The organism is Planktothrix serta PCC 8927 (assembly GCF_900010725.2).
GTDB classification, from domain to species: Bacteria; Cyanobacteriota; Cyanobacteriia; order Cyanobacteriales; family Microcoleaceae; genus Planktothrix; species Planktothrix serta.
The window spans coordinates 339,266-359,759 of the sequence record NZ_LR734878.1 but is presented as its reverse complement, the minus strand read 5'-3'; the positions used below and the strand labels follow the sequence as shown (position 1 = coordinate 359,759).

The following is a 20,494-nucleotide window of genomic DNA, read 5'->3' as shown; positions in this document are numbered from 1 at the left end:
CTGATAAGTTGCCCTGATTTAATTTAAACCTTAGTCTTACCGTCATTAAGAGTCATGCGAACCCACTACTGCGGCAATCTACGATCAACCGATATTGGCGAAACTGTTACCCTTTGCGGATGGGTCGATCGACGCCGCGATCATGGTGGAGTGATATTTTTGGACTTGCGCGATCGCACCGGAATTGTTCAAATCGTTAGCGATCCAGAACGCACCCCCGACTCCTACAACACCGCCGAAGGTCTGCGGAATGAATATGTTGTTAAAATCACCGGCCGAGTTTCCCAACGTCCTCCAGAGTCCCTCAACCCCAAATTAGCCACCGGGGAAATAGAAATTTACGCCACCCAAATCGAACTCCTGAATGGACTGGGAAAACAATTACCTTTCCAAATTTCCGCCTCAGAAACGGAAACCGTTCGGGAAGATTTACGCCTAAAATATCGCTATTTAGATTTACGTCGGGAACGCATGACTCGCAACTTACAATTGCGCCATGAAGTCGTCAAAGCCATGCGGCGCTTTTTAGAAGATCAAGAGAATTTTATTGAAGTTGAAACCCCGATTCTCACCCGTTCAACTCCCGAAGGTGCGCGGGATTATTTAGTACCCAGTCGAGTCAATCCTGGGGAATGGTTTGCCTTACCCCAATCTCCCCAACTGTTCAAACAATTATTAATGGTATCGGGATTTGATCGCTATTATCAAATTGCTCGGTGTTTCCGAGATGAAGATTTACGCGCCGATCGCCAACCGGAATTTACCCAATTAGATATGGAAATGAGCTTCATGACCCAGGAAGGAATTCTGGCGTTAAATGAAGCCTTAGTTGCCCATATTTTTAAAACCGTTAAAGACATTGAAATTCCCCTTCCTTTCCCTCGTTTAAGCTATAAAGAAGCCCTGGATCGCTATGGGAGTGATAAACCTGATACCCGCTTTGGCTTAGAGTTAGTAGATGTTTCAGATATTGTTAAAGATTGCGGATTTAAGGTATTTTCTGGGGCTGTTGCATCAGGAGGAATTGTTAAAATTTTACCGATTCCTGGGGGAAATGAAGCCATTTCTAATATGCGAATTAAACCCGGTGGAGATATCTTTAAAGAAGCTTGTGAAGCCGGAGCAAAAGGGTTAGCGTTTATTCGGGTACGGGAAGATGGTATTGATACCATTGGCGCGATTAAAGATAATTTAAGCAACGAACAAAAACAGGAAATTCTCACCCGCACCAATGCTAAACCCGGAGATTTGCTATTATTTGGGGCGGGAGATATTCCAACGGTTAATAAAACCTTAGACCGTTTGCGTCTATTCCTAGGAAAAGAATTAGAACTGATTGATTTAAGCAAAATTAATCTCCTGTGGATTGTTGAGTTCCCGATGTTTGAATGGAATGAAGAAGAAAAACGTTTAGAAGCCTTACATCACCCCTTCACTTCCCCCTATCTCGATGATATTAATGATTTACCCAACGCCAGAGCGCAAGCTTATGATTTGGTGTTAAACGGGTATGAAATAGGCGGCGGAAGTCTACGGATTTATAAACGGGAGATTCAAGAAAAAGTATTTTCTACCATTGGATTAACAATCGAGGAAGCTTACAGTAAATTCGGCTTTTTATTAGAAGCTTTTGAATACGGAACTCCTCCCCATGGCGGTATTGCCTACGGTTTAGATCGATTAGTAATGTTATTATCGGGAGAGGAATCAATTCGAGATGTGATTGCATTTCCAAAAACCCAGCAAGCGGGTTGTTTATTAACAAATGCACCCTCTGGCGTAGACCAAAAACAATTAAAAGAACTCTACGTTGCTTCGACTTACAAACCCAAAACCGATAAATAAGCCTTGTCAAATCAGAAAGCCCTGAAGGGCTTACTACGATTTTGTAGTAAGCCCTTCAGGGCTTATTATTAAGTTGATTCCAAGGTTGAAATCCTAACTCGTTTCCTAGAAATTTAAGATTTGGTCAGGGGCTCTTGAGCATTAAATTGTTGGGGGTATTTTTCCACAAAATAACTATTCAAGAAAGCATTAATGGCGGATAAAATCACTGGGCCTAAAATAAAGCCGAGGATACCCTGTACCTGAAACCCAGGGACTAAAACGGAAGCCAACCAGAAACACAAACCATTCACAATAAACGAAAAAGCACCCAAACTTAAAAAATTCAGGGGAAGAGATAAGGTTGATAAAACAGGTTTAACAAAAGCATTCACCCCGCCCAGAGCCGCCGCCGCAATTAAAGCCGAGGGAAATGTGGCTAAATTTACCCCTGGAACAACAAGATCAACCACCAATAAACTCAGACCCGTTGCTAATAAAGTCAATAACGATGCCATCATGATTTTTCCTCAATTTTTTTCAAATTTAACAAGTTTTAGTTTAAATCTTAGTTAAAATGATCGCTTTCAGACCTCTATAGATAGATAGATTTTTCCCAGATTTTCTCGGAATTATAATCTACTTTATACTTAGAGATTATTGCAAGCAGATCAATAACTGAATCGTCCTTTAGAGAGATGAAGATTTAGGGGTTTCCCTTAACAATGGAAGCATAAGGTAGTTGCTATGGAAACCAATTCTGATGAGATTATTACAAGTTATCTTAGGAATTCTTTTGCCTCCTTTGGGAGTTTATATGGCGGTGGGTTTTAGTTCAGCACTGTTATTTAATATTGTGCTCACTCTCTTAGGTTGGCTACCGGGATCAATTCATGCCGTTTGGGTGATTGCCAAGCAAGCCGAACGGGAAGGAGAAGCAGAAGCAGAAGTAGAAAGAACCTACAATACTTAATTTATTTTCTCTGGCTTTGTCGTTGTTATTTTAGTCCCGTTTTCAAGAGTTTGCCTGTGGTTTTCTATTTCCCATTTAAACCTGGTTTTCCAATCAAACCAGGTTATTTTTTATGAGTTTAAGATTTATGATGGGAAAAGGTTTCCGAAAGAGATTTTAACAGATCTTGTAAACGCTGTTTGATTTGTTTTTCTTTGCGAGCGATCGCCGTTCCCGTTTCGCCTAATTTAGCTTCAAATTGTTGGCGTTTTTCATCAATTTTACCGCTATAGATTTCGGGTTCATCCTTGGCTTTTTCATACCAAGATTTTGCCTCATCTAAATGGTTTTTAACTTCTTCGTAACGGTGTCCATATCGTCCGGCTAAGTTAGCGTTAACAATCGCCAATTGAGTTTTGAGTTGAGCATAACGTTTTTGCATTAAAGCCACTTCCTCGCTATCTTTAATTGTTTTAACGGCTGACTCAATGGCTGATTTAATTTGTTCTGACTTATCGGTTCCCACTTCCTGAATATCATCCAAGGCTAAATCAATATTATCTTGTAACTCTTGTTCCTGTTGACCGAGTTGATCTTCAAGTTGTTTGACTTCCGCCTGAGTTTTAGCAATGGACTGACGTTTTTTTTGGCTAATACCGTCAATAACTCCCTCAATAGAAGCCGTAACATTTTCTTGAATTTCCTCTCCTTTTCCTTTGACTGTTTCTAAAACAGTTCCCACCACCTCTTTAACTAAACCTCGGATATCTTGAGAACCCTCTTTAAATTCTGAGCCGACTTCTGAAACAGCAGATTTGACAATTTCTCGAATTCGTTCAGCCCGCAATTTACCTTCAGATTGTGCTTGTTGTAAATCAGATGATAATTTATCTTGAATTGGATCTGACATGGGAATACCCTCCACAATTATTAAATGTCTTCAGCCACTTTTTATAGAGTTGTCTATCGCTGATCTTATTTTATATTATAAGAAGATATTTTGGGTTTTGTCGGTAAAGTTTTCTACACTCTGGATATCGCAATACCCGTATTTTTGAGGCTATATTAATCAGCCACTATTCTCATAACTAGCTGTTGAGATCGATTGATAGTTGACTGTCTCCTCTGTTTTTACTTCCTTGAACTATTTGTCTCTATCTGAAGGAATAAAGTCTTTTGGTTCAAATCAATATAAAGGGGGATGTATTTAACCCAATAACAATAGATACTAAGTTCATCACATTCTGACGTAAGGAGGTTAAAATGACACAATTTATAATGGAAGTGGGAACAAATACACCCCATTTTCCAATGTCAGCAACCTTGGTATTAATTCTAGGGTTTCTAGCTGCTACAACAATTGGTTCTGTGGCTTGGTACAACTCTAAACGTCCTATTGGTTGGAAGGATAAAGAACGCCCTGACTTTGTTCCTGACGTGGATACCGACCAATAGGAAAATAGAATTTTTGGGGGGTTTCAGAATCCGTAAAATTTTTAGTTTCAAACCAATTCTAAATCTTGAGTTGTTTTTTAAATCAGTTCAATAAAGTTTTTGAGGTCAAAATAATGTCTAAAGAAGAAAAGAAAACTCCTCATATTAGTCATGAAGAAGCAGAAGCTAATCCAACTTATGACCGGGGAATTGTTCCGGCGGAAGTTGGGGCTCGTATTGACCGAGAACAGGAGAATTTCAAACAAATTCCTGAACATGAAGAAGGAAATTTAGATACAACTTCGGGATATACAATGGATCGAGAAGGGTTATTAAATAACTACGCCGTTGAACCGGAAATGTATGTCAATGTCCCCGGAGATTTAAAAGAAGAAGAAGAAGCTGATGATGCCCGTCGTGCTCAAACTCTACATGAAGTGAAGGAAGTAGAAGGAGGCTTAGGAAAAGGACAGGGTGTAATTTAGAGAGATACTAGATTAATCTGACTTGACTGCTAACTTTTTAAAAAAATCCTAGCTCAAAAGCTGGGATTTTTTTATGATATTATAGGAGGGAATAGGGAACAGGGAACAGGGAACAGGGGAAAAGAAAATAGGTAATAGCCACCCGCTCAAGTATTTATAGCCAACATTTAAGGATTTTATATAACTTATTTTTTCTAGGTTTAAAAATCTATTTCTTAAGATTTATCCTAATTTATTCCCTGGGATAGAGCTAAAATTATCTGATTACTAGAATAATAAAGATAGTCATAAATAAATGGAGAATTTTAATGAAATTTCCCTCAATAAATGTTTCTAATTTACGCCCTTTACGCTTTTTAATGGTGGCTTTATTGTGTGCTTTTCTCTGGATTGGATATGCTATTCCGAGTTTAGCCGCAGTCAGTAGTCCGTCTAAAGGAGAAGATGCCCTTAAACAAATTCAAAAAGATTCTGAACAAGTCTTACGGGGTGGCCCTCCTTCCTTAAAAGATGTGCAAGCTAAAACGAATGAAGGCCTTAATGTAGTTCAAGGGGATGCGGATAAAGAAAAAATGAAAAATCCTGGTAATACTCAAAATTCTACTGATGTAGAAGAAAAGATTACAGAAGGCATGGATAAGATCCGTGATATTTTTACACCCTAATTTTTTTCAAAGTTCCCCAACGGTATTAACTTTCTGAGAATTTCATAAAGTTCGATTGCTATAAACAGAAGTGTTGTTAAATATGACAGCACTTTTTCTTTTTAGAACTCAGTTTATAAACTGATATTAGATCGGGGAATAATCATCTGCATTTTGTTAAAGCAGCAATACAAACCACTAATTCATCGGGTTCAACTGGTTTCGCGAGGTGAATTTGAAATCCGGCGGCTAGAGCTAAGGAGTTGTTCGTTTCTCCGGCATAAGCTGTTAATGCGATCGCGGGAATAGCTGAGGTTTTTCTCACTTCCGTGATCAACATATAACCATCCATATCAGGCATCCCAATATCTGACACTAACACATCCGGTGAAAACTCTTTGATCAAATTCAGTGCTTCTCGCGCCGAGCCTATCGCCCTCACTTCCGCTCCGGCTTTTTCTAATATAAATTCGATTAAATCTCGGATATCCGGTTCATCATCAACGGCTAAAACTCGTAATCCGGTTAAATCGATCCCCTCAATTTTCGGTTTCTGAGCTTGAGGTGCTTCTATCTCATATTCCATTAACGGCAATTTGACCACAAACACAGCACCGCACCCTTCCCCTAAACTCTCAGCGCTGACTGTTCCCCCATGTAATTCGGTTAGATGGCGAACAATGGCTAACCCCAGTCCCAAACCGCCAAATTTGCGCGTGGTTGTACCATCCTGTTGACGAAAATAGTCAAAGACATAGGGTAAAAACTGAGGATTAATCCCAATGCCAGTATCTTTGACTTGAAGATAAGCCTGACCCTGTTTTGACTCTAACCGAATATTGACAAAGCCCCCAGATGGGGTAAATTTAATCGCATTGGATAACAGATTCCATATCACCTGTTGCAACCGAGTTTTATCTCCCAAAACATAGATATTATGTTTTGTAAAAGAAGATTTCGGCAAGAAATGACTCCAGACTTCCAAGGGTGCAACGGTTCCGATTCCCTGCTGTTCAATCACTTCAAATTGCACCTGAATTCCCTTGGCTTCTGCGGCTAACTTCACAGTTTCTAAGGCTGATTCTATGGTGGTGATTAAATTGACGGGTTCCTGATGTAACACCATTTTTCCGCGTAAAATTCGAGAAATATCTAATAAATCCTCGATCAGTTGGGTTTGTAATTTAGCATTGCGTTCAATGGTTTCTAAAGCATGGGCTGTTGCTTGGGAATCAAATTTGCGAGTTTGTAACAGCTTTGTCCAGCCGAGAATCGGATTCAATGGCGATCGCAACTCATGGGATAGAATCGCCAGAAATTCATCCTTGATGCGGTTAGCCCCTTCTGCTTCTTCCCGCGCCGCCCGTTCACGGATTAACAGTTGTTCTCGTTCCTGTTCGGCTCGTTTGCGATCGCTCACATCCAGAAAAGCACCAATTACCCCCCGAATTTCCCCGACTTCTCCGCGCAAGGGAACCGCCCGACCATAAATAAATCGGACTTCCCCGTTTTCAAATACAAACTCAAATTCCGCTTCAATATTCTCTCCAGTTCGTCCAGCCTTCTGCATCGGTAAATCTTCCAGGGGAATATCCCGACCCTGATGTTGAATCTTGAACGCAAACGGATACCGCCCATCGGCGGGCGTAGCCGTAACAATCCCTTCCGAGGGTAACTGTACCAATTCATGGGCGGCCAGGTTTGCCGTCATCCGATGACATTGGGGGTCATGGGCAATCCAAACAGCAGCCGGAACCGTTTCCATAAAGGTTTTTAATTCCTCAGCCCGGGCACTCGCTGTGGCTTCACTTTCTCGCAACGCGGCTTCTGCTCGTTTCAACTCTGTAATATCCATGACCGTTACCCCCACCCCCAAAACTTCACCATCGGATAAACAAACCGGAAAATGATTGGCTAAATAATGGTGGATTTCGTCACCGGGATAAATTTGACCCCTAAATTCACGGTTTAATAGGGGTTGACGAGTTTCTATAACTTGTTCCAGTAGAGGTGCAAACTCAGCCCTAATGTGAGGCACAACTTCCCCCAGCCTGCGACCGATATGTTCTTTTAAAGGCAGTCCGTTCATTGCTGCGAGAGTTTCGTTGGCGTAGAGATAACGCAAATTCCGATCAAATACCGCTAGACCGATGGGAGAACTGCTTAAAAACGTATTCAGAATGGTGTCACTTTGACGCAGTGCAAATTTCACCTGTTTGTAGTCGGAAATATCAACCGCCGCACAAGTCACCCCAATCAGTTCATCCTCACTATTGCGTAAGGGTTCGATGGTTAAATCAAAATAGTATTTCTGTCCCTTTACCACCAGCAAAACTTCTTCCCGTGTTCCGATACCTGTGTCTAAAACCTGGCGTTTGAGGTGAGTGAGTCGGGTTGCGGCTTCCTTCGGGAGTAAATCAAAATCACTGTTACCGAGAATTGTTTCAACGGATTGATTCAGAACCGGATTATAAACCCAAGTGTAGCGTAAGCTTTGATCCTGATTAAATAAAGTAATTGGCGCACTTTTTAGGGCAACTCGCAATCGTTCTTCACTTTGACGTAGGGCTTTTTCAGCTAATTTGCGATCGCTAATCTCGCTAAATGAAATCGCAATACCATCGCCAATTTTAACAGCCATATTCCGAAACCAACCCACAATTCCTTCTGATTGGTAACACAATTCAATATCGTGGGGTTCTCCAGTTTCTACAACTCGCACATAACGTTCAAATAAGTCACTATTAGTTTTATTACCTGGAAGCACTTCTAGGAGTCGCTGACCCATTAACCCTTCAACGGTCTGTTGCAAAAGTTGAGCCGCTTTTGGGTTTACATAAGTCCACTCAAAGTCAATAATTTCACCGCTTGAATTTCGTACACTCTGCAAAATGGTAAAGGCATCTAAGGAGAGTTCTTGAGCCGCTCGAAACCGTTCTTCACTTTGTCGCAAGGTTTCTTCAGCTTGTTTTCGTTCGACAATCTCTGTGCAGTATATTAAACCTTCTTGAGTCTGAGGGAATGCTAGGGAGGAACAGTTTTCTATTCTGGCTTGAATCTGTTGGGTTTGAATTTTGTCGGCTTGAACATTAGCCATCACTGTTGCGACATGATGGGCAATTAACTCAAAAAACCCCCGATAGGAATCATCAAAAGCCCGTCGGGGACTAATCCCTAGAATTAAAAACCCCGCTAATTGGGATTGACCCAATTCAACTAAAGGCATGACCATAGCCGAGTCGGGAGGTTCATCCCAAACACCCGTCGGTAAGTTCTCAAAGCTGCTGCTTAAGTTTTCCAGAAGTATTCCTTTTCTTGTCCGGTTGACGGTCGTTAACTGCCAAGGATCAGAACTTTGGGTTAAATCAATCTGAGATAGGGGTTGTGAGGTACTCGCTTTTATTCCTGTGGTTCCGGCGAGAATAGCTTGTTTTTTCTCATTTAGACAATACAATAAAGCGAAAGGAATATCCATCAAATCAGAGGCGATCGCCTCAGTTAGACACTCGCAAGCCCGTTTACTGCTCTCCGTCTTTGTGGTGTGGGTAGCAATTTTACGCAGGGTTTGCAGTCGCCGTTCCCTAATCATTTCTTGAGTGGTTTCCGTCACCGCACCAAAGATTCCTCCTACCCCCCCACTCTCATCCACAATCGGGCTATAGGAAAAGGTGAAATAGGTTTCTTCGGCATACCCAGAACGCTGTATCACCAGCATCACGTTTTCAGAGGAGGTTGACTGACCTTGATGCAGCACACTGGCAGCTAACTCTCCCACAACATCCCAGACCTCAGCCCAACAGTCTGCGGCAGATTGTCCCAGAAATTGGGGATGTTTGTGAGTTCCTAAAATCGGCCGATAGGCATCATTGTAGAGATTGGCGTATTCTTTTCCCCACCAGATAAACAGGGGATTAGGAGAGTTTAAAATCAGACTGAGGGCTGTTCGTAAACTCTGAGGCCATAGTGATCGAGGGCCGAGAAGGGTTTGTGACCAATCCTGGGTACAGATTAACTGATGGATTTCTCCCGGCCCACTGAACAGATCTTTTGAGAGGTTAGTGTTCACGCCGATTTTCCCCCATTTTGCTCCTTAGTCGGAAAAATATTGGGTAAGAAGATCCCGACTCCGTTGTCGCAGGGTTGGCTCTGGCGAAGTGCTCATCTGATAGAGTAATTGCTTAATCTGGTTTAAGGCTAAAGGTAAAGGTTTAGTTCGCCCATTTTCCCAGCGATTAACACTTTGAAAAGATACACCTAATTTTAAGGCAAATTGAACTTGAGATAAATTCAGACACTGACGAGTCTCACGAATTAATTGTGCTACTCCTTGTTGATCTGTAGCATTCATAACGCAAGCTAGAAATCATTTATAATTAGCAGAACTATACCAGATGTTATATTTAGTTTCGCATCTATCTAAAGATAGAGTTTGATCGATTTTAGAACTGATCTTTGAGTTGAGCAAAAAACTGATCAGGAATGGCGTGTTATTTTGATTAATTCAATTTTCATGACTTACCATCCCCATGTACCAACGCCACCTTTAAACGGCCCAACAATATCCGCCGTAATCCATCCCCCATAAAAGTCCCCAGATTGAGGGGTTACTAGCTCATCGTTAACATAGCAAGCATCCATTAAATTCGCAATAAAACCGTAATATTCTTGAATTGACTCAAAACCGGGGGTCGGTTCAAAATAGCGCCAAGCCGCATGATTTATATATTGATCACCGATGCTGATATCGTAATATTGATATCGCCCTTTCCATTCACATAACCCTTTTTTGGGTGTTGCAATTAGATGTTCTAATTTAATGTCTTCTGCGGGAAAATAATAGTTCGGAGGATGACTGGTTTCTAAAACTCTTTTCCCTCTATTGGTTTCGGCTAAAATAATCCCCTTACAAATTACCTTCAGATGTTTATTTGTATCTTCTAAACAAGCGGGACGAGGATAATCCCAAACGGATTCTTGACCGGGTTCTGGGGGGATAGGATTGGGTCTCATGATTGTATAGGGTTTTTATTATGGGTTTAGATAATATCATTGTTTATCTCTTTTATTAAGATATAGCAATTCGCGCCTTCGAGAGGGGGATTATAATATTTGAAGGTAGGGGTGGCGTCCCTTCCAACCCAGGCACCAAGAGGGTTGGGAGGGACGCCACCCCTACAGGTTTTGATCACAAATCATTTAGACTTGCTATAGCAATCCCAAGTAGGTTGTAATAATTTACAACTGATATGAAACAGCCAGAAGTATTATCCCTGTTCCCTGTTCCCTAGCGCGTAGCGCTATACCATCGAGAGAAATGGTGTAAAGCATGAGTAATCCTAAAGCCAAAATCCGCATCGAACATCTTATAAAGATTTATGGAGATAAGTGTCATACTGCACTGAATTTGTTTCGCACCGGAGCCGATCGAGATGCTATTTTGCAAGCCACAGGTCAGGTGCTCGGCATTGCAGATGTGTCTTTTACCATCAATTCGGGTGAGATTTTTGTGATCATGGGATTGTCAGGATCGGGTAAATCTACTCTGCTTCGTTGCATTAATCGTTTGATCACCCCAACCAGTGGACACATTTATATTGATGATCAGGATATTGCCCATCTGGATGAAAAACAAATTCGTCAAATTCGCTTGACAAAAGTGTCAATGGTGTTTCAGCATTTTGGCTTATTTCCTCATAGAACCGTTGGCGATAATGTAGAATACGGGCTGAAATTACGAGGAATAAGTAAAGCCAAACGTCGGATAAAAGCGTTGGAAACCTTGGAGGTGGTTGGACTGGCTCAATGGGCGGATTATCTGCCTTCTGCTCTCAGTGGGGGGATGCAGCAACGGGTGGGACTGGCTCGTGCTTTGGCAACGGATGCTGAAATTTTGCTGATGGATGAACCTTTCAGTGCTCTCGATCCGTTAACTCGAAGGGAAATGCAGGATGAATTATTAAGACTCCAAAAACAGTTAAACAAAACGATTGTGTTTATTAGCCACGACACTCCCGAAGCACTCAAACTGGGCGATCGGATTGCGGTGATGAAAGATGGGGTAATTGTTCAACTGGGGACTCCAGAAGAACTGTTAAATCAACCGACAAATGATTATATCTGTGGCTTTACTCAAGATGTCAATCGCGGCCAAATCCTGAAAGCGGGAACAATTGCCCGTCCAACGATTTGTTTAATTTTAGGTGAAGATTTGGAGCCAGTAGCACTCAAACAAATACAAAGCCAAAACCTTCAGCAAATCTATGTAATTAATGCTCACGGAGAACCTGTTGGTTTTGTCAATTCCCAACAGCTTGATCAGGCGATTCAGCAAGAAGTTAAAGATATTACTAAATTGATGCAAACCAACTTTTCTCAGGTGAAAGCAACCGTTCCTTTGGAGGATATTTTTCATCTTTATCGCCAGGAAAAAAGCTTAGTTGTGGTTGATGAAACCGGAAAGTTTAAAGGAGTTTTAGAACAGGCTGACGTTCTCAATAGGATTAGCAAGTTTAATAGCAGTCCTCAATAGATTGTAATAATTTACAACTGATATGAAACAGCCAAAAATATTATCCACATTCGTAATTCGTAATTCGCAATTCGTAATTCATAAAGATGATCAAACAACACCTGAAAAAATCAATCTTGTTAGTTCTGACAACAATAGTGCTGATCGGTTTAATTACTTTTTGCTTCCGCGCCCAAGCAACTACTGACTCGGCTCTACCCGGAAAGGGAGTTATTGTTCGTTTAGGAACGAGTGATTGGATTGAGGATCGATTTCAAACTGAGATTATTAATATGGGGTTGGAGAGACTGGGTTACAAAACAGCACCACTGGTAGGGGTAGCATATCCAGCCCTCTATACGGCCGTCGCTAATGGTGATTTGGATATTGCTCCAGTCTTTGGAGAACCTGGACATAATGAATTTTATAAAAATGCTGGCGGTGCAAAAAAGTTGGAGAAAGTTGGTCTACTTTTTCCTCTTATGCAGGGCTATCAAATTGATAAAAAGACGGCCGATAAATATGGAATTACTAACTTACAACAATTTCAAGATCCCAAAATTGCCCAGTTATTTGATAGCGATGGAGATGGCAAAGCTGATCTAGTCGGTTGCGATCCCGGTTGGAGTTGTGAGTTAGAAATGGAGCATCATTTTGATGCTTACAAACTGCGGGATACTGTTGAAATTAATCAGGGAAATTATACCGCCTTAATTGCTGATGCTTTAACTCGTTATAAACAAGGAGAACCGTTTTTTTCTTATGTTTATAGTCCTTTCTGGCTGGGTCAGGTGCTGAAGGTCGGTCAAGATGTTATTTGGTTAGAAGTTCCTTTTACTGCCTCTAATATTAAAAATCTTACCGCCAAAGATACATCTGTAAATGGGAAAAATCTGGGGATGGTTCAAGGTAAATATCGAGTGATTGCCAATCAGAAATTTTTAGCCAAAAATCCATCGGCTAAACATTTTTTGGAACTGGTTAAAATTCCTTATAAAGATATGATTCGGGAAAGCTATCGGATCAAAAACGGTGAAGATAAACCCCAAGATATTCGTCGTCATGCGGAAGAATGGGTTAAGCAAAATCAAGACCTGTTTGAGGGTTGGTTAGCCCAAATTAATCAGACTAGCAATCAGCTAGGGAAACAACCCTCAAGTGTAGAGAACAATATTAACAGCCAACGTTTAAAAAGACTGAATATCTTATTAAATCCTTTTGAGCTTTACACTATTCCTCTGGATAAGTGGATTACAGCCACGATTAATTTCCTTGTCGATCACTTTCGTCCCTTTTTCCAATCTCTTCGTATTCCTATCAGTTGGGTACTCACAGAAATTCGCGGTTTATTGCTGACAATTCCCCCTCTGATTTCTCTACTTTTAATTAGTTTGATGACCTGGAAAATTGCCGGACAAGGGGTAGGAATTTACAGCCTACTGGCGCTAACATTGATTGGTTTTGTTGGGCTGTGGGAAGCTGCGATGGTTTCCCTGGCTCTAGTGATTACGGCGGTTATATTCTGTATCATTATCGGGATTCCCTTGGGTGTGGCTTGTGCGCGGAGCGATCGCTTTGAGCAAGTATTTAGACCCCTGCTTGATGCCATGCAAACCCTGCCCACGTTTGTCTATCTTGTTCCTGTGGTGATGCTATTTGGAATTGGAGAAGTGCCGGGGGTAATTGCTACAATTATTTATGCCCTTCCTCCTTTAATTCGGTTTACAAATTTGGGGATTCGACAAGTCTCAACGGAGGTAGTGGAAGCGGCTTATGCTTTTGGTTCAACGCCTAGACAAATCCTTTGGGAAGTGCAAATTCCTCTGGCTATACCAACAATTCTAGCAGGAGTTAATCAAACAGTATTATTTGCTTTGGGAATGTCGGTAATTGCTTCGATGATTGCAGTACCCGGACTGGGTTTAACTGTATTACAAGGAGTGGGGCGTTTGGATGTGGGGATGGCGGCTGTGGGGGGATTAGGAATTGTTTTGTTAGCAATCTTACTGGATCGAATTACTCAAGCAATTGGCAAAGCAAATAGTTAAGCTATTCCCTGTTCTATATATTTTTAGAAAACGCAAAATTAATCCTCGCTAGTTTCATTATTAGCCGGAAGTAGAATTTTTTCCTGTAACAAGGTATCCATAAATGTCTTTCGTAAAATTCGCTGAATCTGAAGATGTTTTCCGGGTTTCACTTTAGTTAATGTCCTTAGCAATAAGTTGGATTCGCTCAGACTTTCTACCCCATCAATTTTTGTAGGTTCCAGAATATCTGTAGAATTAGCTTTTAACTCCTGTCCTATGTCCTGAATAACTTGATAGATATCAACTAAATTAGAATCATAAGGGATGCTAACGTCTACTACTGCAAAAACATATTGTTTGGAATAATTAGTAATGGAACTCATATCACCATTGCGAATAATTTGTAATTGACCATTGGGATGGCGGATACGAGTTGTTCTGAGTTCGATGGCTTCAACAATCCCTTCTACTTTGGTTTCTTCGGCTTTCCTCAACTCAACATAATCCCCCACTAAATAGTAGTTTTCAAACAGAATAAAAAAACCACTGACGATATCGTTAATTAGGGTCTGAGCTCCTAAACCGATAGCAATACCAACAATCCCCGCACCTGCTAATATGGGAGTAGGATTAATATCGAGGGTATAAAGGATAAAAATTCCAACGGTGAAATACACTAAGTATTGCAATAAACTCTTAAATAAGGGAATTAGAGTTAAGCGTCTACTTCTTTGGATGTCCGTCAAATTCTGCTCTTTAAATACTACTTCTTCTACGAGCAAGTGGATAACTTCAAATAATACTTGACTTAAGAAGACTATGGCAATAATTTTAATAATTCTTAGACCAAAAGTGGAGAGTTGGGCGATTAATTGGATCTGTTGTGTTACTAATGTGGCGATGCAGACATAAATAACAAATTCCAGACACCGTTTTAATAACGGAATCAGGTGTTGGAGACGAGCATAAAATCGCAATAGGTTATCGGAGTTGGAATATTTGAGAGTAAGAACATCGAGGGTATCGACAATGGCAGCGACGGCTTTGAGAATCAGTAATCCAACTGCTATAATCAGATAAATTCGGAGTGCAATATAGAGATATTCGGAAACGATGGCGGGTAATTTGAGAAATTGGGTACAGCAAATAATTACCCACAGCCAAATTCCGCCTCTGATTCTTTGATAAAGGGCGGTAAAGAAAGCATCAATACTTTCATCGTCGGCGGTGCTTGTTTCGATGTTTTTGGCGCGAGTGCTGGCTATTTTTAGCCAATATTTCAGTAGTTTTAGAGCGATTACTGCTACAACAACAGCACCAATACTTTGACCAATACCGATTCCGAGGGTAACCCAAAATCCTGGGGGAATACGGCTAATTAAATTGAATGTATATTGTTGAATATTTTTACCTTGATATAGCAAAAAACCATTCACCCCGACAATCAAAATACACAAGAGTAAGCCAACTAATACCAAAAATCTTGTGATATTACGACGCAGGGTTTTGATTCGAGGATCTTCGCTTTTAAAGATAGAAAATTTAATTAAGAGTTGGGATGAATTTCTAACTAACCCAATCAAAACTAGAAAAATAATGATCACTAGGCTAACTTCAGCCAAGATAATTAATAGGTTGCTCATTTCATTGTTAGAGTCAATAATTAAGGGTAAGATTACTGATTACTGGTAAGGGCGGGTTCAGTCAGATCTTTGTTAACCAACTAAAATTTTGATGAACCCGCCCCTACAAACCGATAACTGTATTAGCTATAGCAGTCGCATCTAGGGTGTTAGGACATAGACTGATGCTAAAATCTAAATAGAGAACTCTTTTCCTGCCTGTTCCCTGTTCCCTGTTCCCTGTTCCCTGTTATCAATATCTTGAACGATCCGAAAACCAGCGTGTTGATAGAAATTGGGCCGAAACCAATTGCGATAATATTTCAACGCTTCTGTACCGTTTGTAATCCAACATCCTCCTAACATCATTTGATGTTGAGTATCAAAAAAGATGGCAGAATTGTCTTCATAAAGAAAATGGGGTTCATATCCTGAAAGGGGGTTTAAATGATCACTCAACCATTCCCAAACATTCCCCCGTAAATCATAGAGTCCAGAGTAACTTTTGGCGGTTTCTAACATTCCGACGGGACTCGGTGAACCAAATTTGAAATTGAGATTGTAATGGTCTACATCTTCTCCTAAACCATTACCGTAAGTGGCGACATTGTACTCGGCTTCATTCATTAACCGAGTTCCCTCACCTTTCCAACGACAATAAGCCATTGCTTCGTAGTAATTGACTTCTACTGGCCAATCTAACGGTAAATCCATTTCATCAAACTGGGCGCGATATTTATAACTGCCCTTTTCTAAGCGCCAAAATTTGGGATGTTGGATATTATTTTCAGTTTTCCATTGCCAAGATTTTTTATCCCAATATTCTTGATTTTCGTAGCCACCCGCCTTAACAAAATCCAAAAATTCGCTATTAGTAATGAGATATTTACTGGCTAAAAAAGGTGCAACTTCAACGGTGCGTGAGCCATAATCGATATCCCAACCATAGGTTGAATCATCAAAAGCTTTGCCAAGTTTTGCAATTCCGCCTGCAACTTTGAGCATTTCATTCTCTGGAATATAAGCTTTAGAAGGGGCATATTTCCACTCTGAAGGTCGTTTAACTCGCTCTAGGGGAAGCTGGCGAAATAACATCGAAGATGTTTCGATATGAATGCGCTGATGTTCAATTCCCATGATTAACGCCCACAGGGGATGATCGGGAAGAATTGGCAAAGTAATCGGCGTTTTTTCAATGAATTCTGTTAGTATTTCTAAGACTTGTTCTCGATATTGCCAAGCGGAAGTAAGGTCTGGCCATTGGAGATGAGCGATCGCTTGATTCAATTCTGTGGGTGTTTCGGGATCAACTCCAACTCCAAACAGAATTTCATAGTCCTGATTCAGAGATTTTTCTAATAATCCCACCCGAACTAATTTATTGATGTAGAAAGCCGCCGAATGTCCGAGATAAAAAATAAGCGGATTTCTCAAAGGGTCAGGATTCAGATAAAATGTGTCTTCTCCGACTAAACTTTTCAGGAGAATATCTTCGAGTTGCCAAGCCTCCTGAAAATAGTTGAGGAGAGTTTGGCGATCGCAACAATCTAGTTTGGGCGGACAATTAGATACAAGGGTGTTCATGGGTAATGATGATGAATGTTTTCTCAAAATAAAATCCAAAAATTGGGCTTTATTCTTCAATTTTATCAACAAAATCGTTTCCAGCTTGACAAAGTATTAACCCAAACCAGTTTTTAGGATCTGTCCAAACTTTTACGGTTTTGAGGTGCTTGTACTCTAGTTGTTTTTGCAGAGATGCTAAATCAAATTTGCGAGAAATTTCAGTTAAAATAGATTCTCCCTTAGCAAAAGAAACTTTTAAATCTAAACTGTCTAGGGATACCCAATGACTCTTTTGGCAATTCAGATACATCTCGATTTGATGATCTTCTTGATTGTAAATCGCTTGATGGGTGAATAAATTCAGGTCAAAATTGCCTTGAAAACGCCAATTCAAATGGGAGAGCATATTAAGATTAAAAGCTCCCGTAACGCCCTGACTATCGTTATAAGCTGGCTCTAATATTTCTTTGGGTTTTTGTAAATCAATTCCCAATAGGAAGTAATCACCGGGTTGTAATGTTTTGGCAATTTGACTTAAGAAAAGATCACAGTCTCTGGGATTAAAATTGCCCATAGAACTCCCTAAGAAAAAAATCATCCGTGATGATGCCGGGGTTGATTCTAGCTTAATTAACGCTTGTTCGTAGGTTCCAATTAATCCTTGAATTGAGAAAGTCGGATATTTTTGTTGTAGTTTGACAACGGTAGAGTTAAGTATGCCACCGCTTACATCAATGGGAATATATTGAGATCGATTGGCAATTTTTTGATAAGCATCTAACAGAAATAGTGTTTTTGTAGAACTGCCACTCCCTAATTCTACCAGTTCACAACCGCCTGTAATTTGAGCAATTTCATCGGCATATTGGCTCAAAATCAAGGCTTCTGTTCGAGTCGGGTAATATTCGGGTAACTCACAAATTTGTTCAAATAAATTTGATCCGTGATCGTCGTAAAAATATTTGGGGGGTAAATACTTAAATTCGTTAGTTAATCCTTGAATAACATCTTCACCCTCCCGATTTAGATGTTGATTAGATTTATCAATACTTTGCAAACAAGTTGTTAACATCACGTTCCCTTTTTTTAATTTTATATCAACATAATTCCATACTTCAAATCAATCGTCAAGATTTACTTTTAAAAACTTTACATTAAAAAAAGCAAAAGAATCAGCCAAATTTGTGTAGTGCTTAAGTCAAGTTTAAGCACGATATATTTGTGTTAATTTAAGCCCAAAATTCCTGATTAAATATGAGATTCGATCCTCCTGAATTCCCTGTTTTAAGGGGAATTTAAAATCCTGTTCTACCCTTCTTAAAAGGGGTTAGGGGGGCTCTAAGACTCAAGATAAAGATCAAAATATTATCACCCTTCCCTCTTACTAATTCTCTTTAAATCATAAATTTTGACCCCGATTAAATCGGAAGGCTAGATTTAATTGTTGGCTGCTTTCTGACTTTGTTTATAGTGTTCTGGGTCGGTTCGGAGATCGACATACAAGAAATCGATGCCCTCTTGTTCTAGGAGTTCTAATATGGCTAGGTTCAAATTTTTCTCCGCATCAAAGTAGAGATTGTCATCATTAACAAAAGCAACGATGTTAATCACACGGGCATTATTTTCAATCTTACTAAACCGAACAATCATCTCTTTAGATAAGCCCGGAATAGATGGGGGCATTTCTCGAATTGCATCACAGATTCTAGCGGTTTGCTTGGCTGAAATACTATCAATTTTCAGCGTTAAACTAATGCCCCATTTTAATTCCTCACCTGGATTTTGTGACCAATTTTCTACAATTCCTGTAATCATTTTAGAGTTAGGCATTTTTACAATTGAACCCCATTGATAAACATGGAGAGTTGTAGTTCTAAATCCTATACTCATGATCTGCACAAAACCCTGTAATCCTGAGACTGAAACCCAATCTCCTTCTCGATAAAGACCATCAGAATAGATGATAACGGTACAAAACCAGTCATAAACAATATCTTTCAACAGCAAACCTAACGTAATCCCAGCACCCCCTAATAAACCCACCAGTGCCGCTGCGGATTGTCCTAAAAATATCTCACTGACTTTAATTGCGATGACGATAATGGCTGTCGATTGAAAAATCTTCGGCATCAAGGGTCTGAGTAACTCATCGAGTTCGGTTTCAGTCCGCAACACGACGTTAGCAATTAGCTGTCCGAAAATCGAAGCACTGCGATAAATCACATAAGCAACGATGAAAAAAACAATTAAGTTGAGAACTTTAGTAATTGCTTCGCTCAATTGTGGCCCAATGTTGACCGCCACAATTTCCTTTATTAGCCACAATCCCCCAATCAAAATCAGCCAACTTAAGGCGGGTTTGAGAATGGCAATTAATTCATCATCCAGTGTACTCTCGGTTTTTCGAGTTAAATATTCAACCCGTTTAATAATTGCTTCGATCAAAAACCGTCTGAATACCTGCGTGATTGTCAGGATCAGAATCACTAGAATAATTTTGCCGATGGGGACACCTGAAACATCAATATTGATGTTTTTTAGGGTATTTAAAAATTGTTCCATAATTTAGTTTATTCCCTGGTATAAAATTGGTATGCGATCGCCCAATATAGTTTAGACAATCACCCTAGTGCTTTCGTTGTCGGAAAATTTACCATGATTTAGAGAGAAGATTTGCGGATCACAGAAAAATTTAACAATGCTTAACTTTGCTTTACTTGCGTAAAATCACTAGCTCGTGGTTGCAGCTTTTTAAGACACTGATTCTTGCTTTGAAAACTTCTTGCCACATCTTCATGGCACAATAGTTTTTGATAGGGATGCTCACCTAGTCCTCAGTTTTAAAATATTCATATTTTTGTCAATCTATTCTTGTGGTGATATTAAGAAAGGGAGTAGAGATCAATCTCAAATTGATCTCTACTCCCTTTTAGTTTAAGTTCTGAACAACAATGATCTAGCTGAAGGAAACATCCACAACTGTTTGATCACGACTGACAGACTCGACTTCATTAACTTCTGTTGCTTTATTAGCTTGTTTGCGACGGTTTAAACCTTCAATCAGTAATTGCGATACTTCAGTAACTAAAATAGTTGCAATTACGCCATCATCTAACCATCCGACAATCGGCAGAAAGTCAGGAGAAATATCAAGGGGACTCACTAAGTAAATTAAGCTTCCTAAAATCACAACCCAGCGATATTTTGTATTCCGCAGGGTGACGCGATACCAGTTATAAAAGGATTGAATAAGATTTTTCATTTCACAGCCCTAATGTTGTCTACTTATTTATACAATGACAAATCTAACGGCGATCCAGAAGTGTAGAAAACCCAGTATTTTTGTAGGGATGTTTCACCAATCCCTAATCCGTAATCCCTAATCCCTAATCATTGAGCAGGTTTGAGTCTTGAGTTAGATGATCTGAC

General features: G+C 40.1%; 17 protein-coding genes. 7 read left to right on the top strand and 10 right to left on the bottom strand.

Annotation, left to right across the window (positions count from 1 at the left end; genetic code table 11):
- The first annotated feature begins 54 nt into the window (after window positions 1–54).
- On the top strand, window positions 55–1,845 hold the full coding sequence (aspS, locus tag PL8927_RS21090) for an aspartate--tRNA ligase (RefSeq protein ID WP_083625405.1): 1,791 nt from the start codon (window positions 55–57) through the stop codon (window positions 1,843–1,845).
- Between the two features lie 113 nt (window positions 1,846–1,958).
- On the opposite strand, the gene PL8927_RS21085 is transcribed toward aspS, so the two are convergent.
- A complete protein-coding gene (locus tag PL8927_RS21085; RefSeq protein ID WP_083625404.1) occupies window positions 1,959–2,345 on the bottom strand; it encodes a phage holin family protein in 387 nt (128 codons plus the stop codon).
- Between the two features lie 242 nt (window positions 2,346–2,587).
- On the opposite strand from PL8927_RS21085, the gene PL8927_RS21080 reads away from it, so the two are divergent.
- Window positions 2,588–2,797, top strand: a complete 210-nt coding sequence (locus tag PL8927_RS21080; protein ID WP_083625403.1) for a YqaE/Pmp3 family membrane protein — start codon at window positions 2,588–2,590, stop codon at window positions 2,795–2,797.
- A gap of 118 nt (window positions 2,798–2,915) precedes the next feature.
- Here the strand turns inward: PL8927_RS21080 and PL8927_RS21075 are convergent, their stop codons facing one another.
- Window positions 2,916–3,686: a histidine kinase gene (locus PL8927_RS21075; protein WP_083625402.1), complete on the bottom strand. Its 771-nt coding sequence runs from the start codon at window positions 3,684–3,686 to the stop codon at window positions 2,916–2,918.
- 368 nt (window positions 3,687–4,054) lie between these two features.
- Between PL8927_RS21075 and psb35 the strand changes: the two genes are divergently transcribed.
- The 3 genes from psb35 to PL8927_RS21060 all read left to right on the top strand — a co-directional run bounded on the left by psb35 (window position 4,055) and on the right by PL8927_RS21060 (window position 5,360).
- Window positions 4,055–4,231: a photosystem II assembly protein Psb35 gene (gene psb35, locus PL8927_RS21070; RefSeq protein WP_456319746.1), complete on the top strand. Its 177-nt coding sequence runs from the start codon at window positions 4,055–4,057 to the stop codon at window positions 4,229–4,231.
- Between the two features lie 113 nt (window positions 4,232–4,344).
- Window positions 4,345–4,695, top strand: coding sequence for a hypothetical protein (locus tag PL8927_RS21065; protein WP_156093268.1), 351 nt, complete (start codon window positions 4,345–4,347; stop codon window positions 4,693–4,695).
- Between the two features lie 308 nt (window positions 4,696–5,003).
- Complete coding sequence (locus PL8927_RS21060) at window positions 5,004–5,360, top strand: hypothetical protein (protein ID WP_083625400.1); 357 nt, start codon at window positions 5,004–5,006, stop codon at window positions 5,358–5,360.
- A 142-nt stretch (window positions 5,361–5,502) separates the two neighbouring features.
- Here the strand turns inward: PL8927_RS21060 and PL8927_RS21055 are convergent, their stop codons facing one another.
- From PL8927_RS21055 to PL8927_RS21045, 3 genes are all read right to left on the bottom strand, one after another.
- Complete coding sequence (locus PL8927_RS21055; RefSeq protein WP_083625399.1) at window positions 5,503–9,405, bottom strand: PAS domain-containing protein; 3,903 nt, start codon at window positions 9,403–9,405, stop codon at window positions 5,503–5,505.
- A gap of 24 nt (window positions 9,406–9,429) precedes the next feature.
- Window positions 9,430–9,687 (bottom strand): helix-turn-helix domain-containing protein, encoded by a 258-nt coding sequence (locus PL8927_RS21050; RefSeq protein ID WP_083625398.1) that lies wholly within the window; start codon window positions 9,685–9,687, stop codon window positions 9,430–9,432.
- 167 nt (window positions 9,688–9,854) lie between these two features.
- Window positions 9,855–10,349, bottom strand: a complete 495-nt coding sequence (locus tag PL8927_RS21045) for a DUF427 domain-containing protein (protein WP_083625397.1) — start codon at window positions 10,347–10,349, stop codon at window positions 9,855–9,857.
- 316 nt (window positions 10,350–10,665) lie between these two features.
- Between PL8927_RS21045 and PL8927_RS21040 the strand changes: the two genes are divergently transcribed.
- Window positions 10,666–11,868 (top strand): quaternary amine ABC transporter ATP-binding protein, encoded by a 1,203-nt coding sequence (locus PL8927_RS21040; RefSeq protein ID WP_083625396.1) that lies wholly within the window; start codon window positions 10,666–10,668, stop codon window positions 11,866–11,868.
- Window positions 11,869–12,005: 137 nt separating this feature from the next.
- Window positions 12,006–13,895, top strand: a complete 1,890-nt coding sequence (proX, locus tag PL8927_RS28635; RefSeq protein ID WP_231506091.1) for a glycine betaine/L-proline ABC transporter substrate-binding protein ProX — start codon at window positions 12,006–12,008, stop codon at window positions 13,893–13,895.
- A gap of 38 nt (window positions 13,896–13,933) precedes the next feature.
- Here proX and PL8927_RS21025 read toward each other — a convergent pair whose 3' ends face one another.
- From PL8927_RS21025 to PL8927_RS21005, 5 genes are all read right to left on the bottom strand, one after another.
- The gene (locus PL8927_RS21025) at window positions 13,934–15,520 is read right to left on the bottom strand and encodes a mechanosensitive ion channel family protein (protein ID WP_083625395.1); all 1,587 of its coding nucleotides are present in this window, start codon (window positions 15,518–15,520) and stop codon (window positions 13,934–13,936) included.
- A gap of 174 nt (window positions 15,521–15,694) precedes the next feature.
- Complete coding sequence (gene ovoA, locus PL8927_RS21020) at window positions 15,695–17,083, bottom strand: 5-histidylcysteine sulfoxide synthase (protein WP_083625394.1); 1,389 nt, start codon at window positions 17,081–17,083, stop codon at window positions 15,695–15,697.
- A 49-nt stretch (window positions 17,084–17,132) separates the two neighbouring features.
- The gene (gene egtD / locus PL8927_RS21015) at window positions 17,133–18,137 is read right to left on the bottom strand and encodes an L-histidine N(alpha)-methyltransferase (protein WP_083625393.1); all 1,005 of its coding nucleotides are present in this window, start codon (window positions 18,135–18,137) and stop codon (window positions 17,133–17,135) included.
- A gap of 365 nt (window positions 18,138–18,502) precedes the next feature.
- Window positions 18,503–19,627, bottom strand: a complete 1,125-nt coding sequence (locus PL8927_RS21010; RefSeq protein ID WP_083625392.1) for a mechanosensitive ion channel family protein — start codon at window positions 19,625–19,627, stop codon at window positions 18,503–18,505.
- Between the two features lie 394 nt (window positions 19,628–20,021).
- Entirely contained in the window at window positions 20,022–20,327 is a 306-nt protein-coding gene (locus PL8927_RS21005) for a YkvA family protein (RefSeq protein ID WP_083625391.1), read from the bottom strand.
- Window positions 20,328–20,494: the final 167 nt, after the last annotated feature.

What these genes read in the sequence shown, in the direction of transcription:
- aspS (WP_083625405.1), top strand. Translation starts at nt 55, where the DNA reads ATGCGAACCCACTACTGCGGCAATCTACGATCAACCGATATTGGCGAA.
- PL8927_RS21085 (WP_083625404.1), bottom strand. Translation starts at nt 2,345, where the DNA reads ATGATGGCATCGTTATTGACTTTATTAGCAACGGGTCTGAGTTTATTG.
- PL8927_RS21080 (WP_083625403.1), top strand. Translation starts at nt 2,588, where the DNA reads ATGAGATTATTACAAGTTATCTTAGGAATTCTTTTGCCTCCTTTGGGA.
- PL8927_RS21075 (WP_083625402.1), bottom strand. Translation starts at nt 3,686, where the DNA reads ATGTCAGATCCAATTCAAGATAAATTATCATCTGATTTACAACAAGCA.
- psb35 (WP_456319746.1), top strand. Translation starts at nt 4,055, where the DNA reads ATGGAAGTGGGAACAAATACACCCCATTTTCCAATGTCAGCAACCTTG.
- PL8927_RS21065 (WP_156093268.1), top strand. Translation starts at nt 4,345, where the DNA reads ATGTCTAAAGAAGAAAAGAAAACTCCTCATATTAGTCATGAAGAAGCA.
- PL8927_RS21060 (WP_083625400.1), top strand. Translation starts at nt 5,004, where the DNA reads ATGAAATTTCCCTCAATAAATGTTTCTAATTTACGCCCTTTACGCTTT.
- PL8927_RS21050 (WP_083625398.1), bottom strand. Translation starts at nt 9,687, where the DNA reads ATGAATGCTACAGATCAACAAGGAGTAGCACAATTAATTCGTGAGACT.
- PL8927_RS21045 (WP_083625397.1), bottom strand. Translation starts at nt 10,349, where the DNA reads ATGAGACCCAATCCTATCCCCCCAGAACCCGGTCAAGAATCCGTTTGG.
- PL8927_RS21040 (WP_083625396.1), top strand. Translation starts at nt 10,666, where the DNA reads ATGAGTAATCCTAAAGCCAAAATCCGCATCGAACATCTTATAAAGATT.
- PL8927_RS21025 (WP_083625395.1), bottom strand. Translation starts at nt 15,520, where the DNA reads ATGAGCAACCTATTAATTATCTTGGCTGAAGTTAGCCTAGTGATCATT.
- ovoA (WP_083625394.1), bottom strand. Translation starts at nt 17,083, where the DNA reads ATGAACACCCTTGTATCTAATTGTCCGCCCAAACTAGATTGTTGCGAT.
- egtD (WP_083625393.1), bottom strand. Translation starts at nt 18,137, where the DNA reads ATGTTAACAACTTGTTTGCAAAGTATTGATAAATCTAATCAACATCTA.
- PL8927_RS21010 (WP_083625392.1), bottom strand. Translation starts at nt 19,627, where the DNA reads ATGGAACAATTTTTAAATACCCTAAAAAACATCAATATTGATGTTTCA.
- PL8927_RS21005 (WP_083625391.1), bottom strand. Translation starts at nt 20,327, where the DNA reads ATGAAAAATCTTATTCAATCCTTTTATAACTGGTATCGCGTCACCCTG.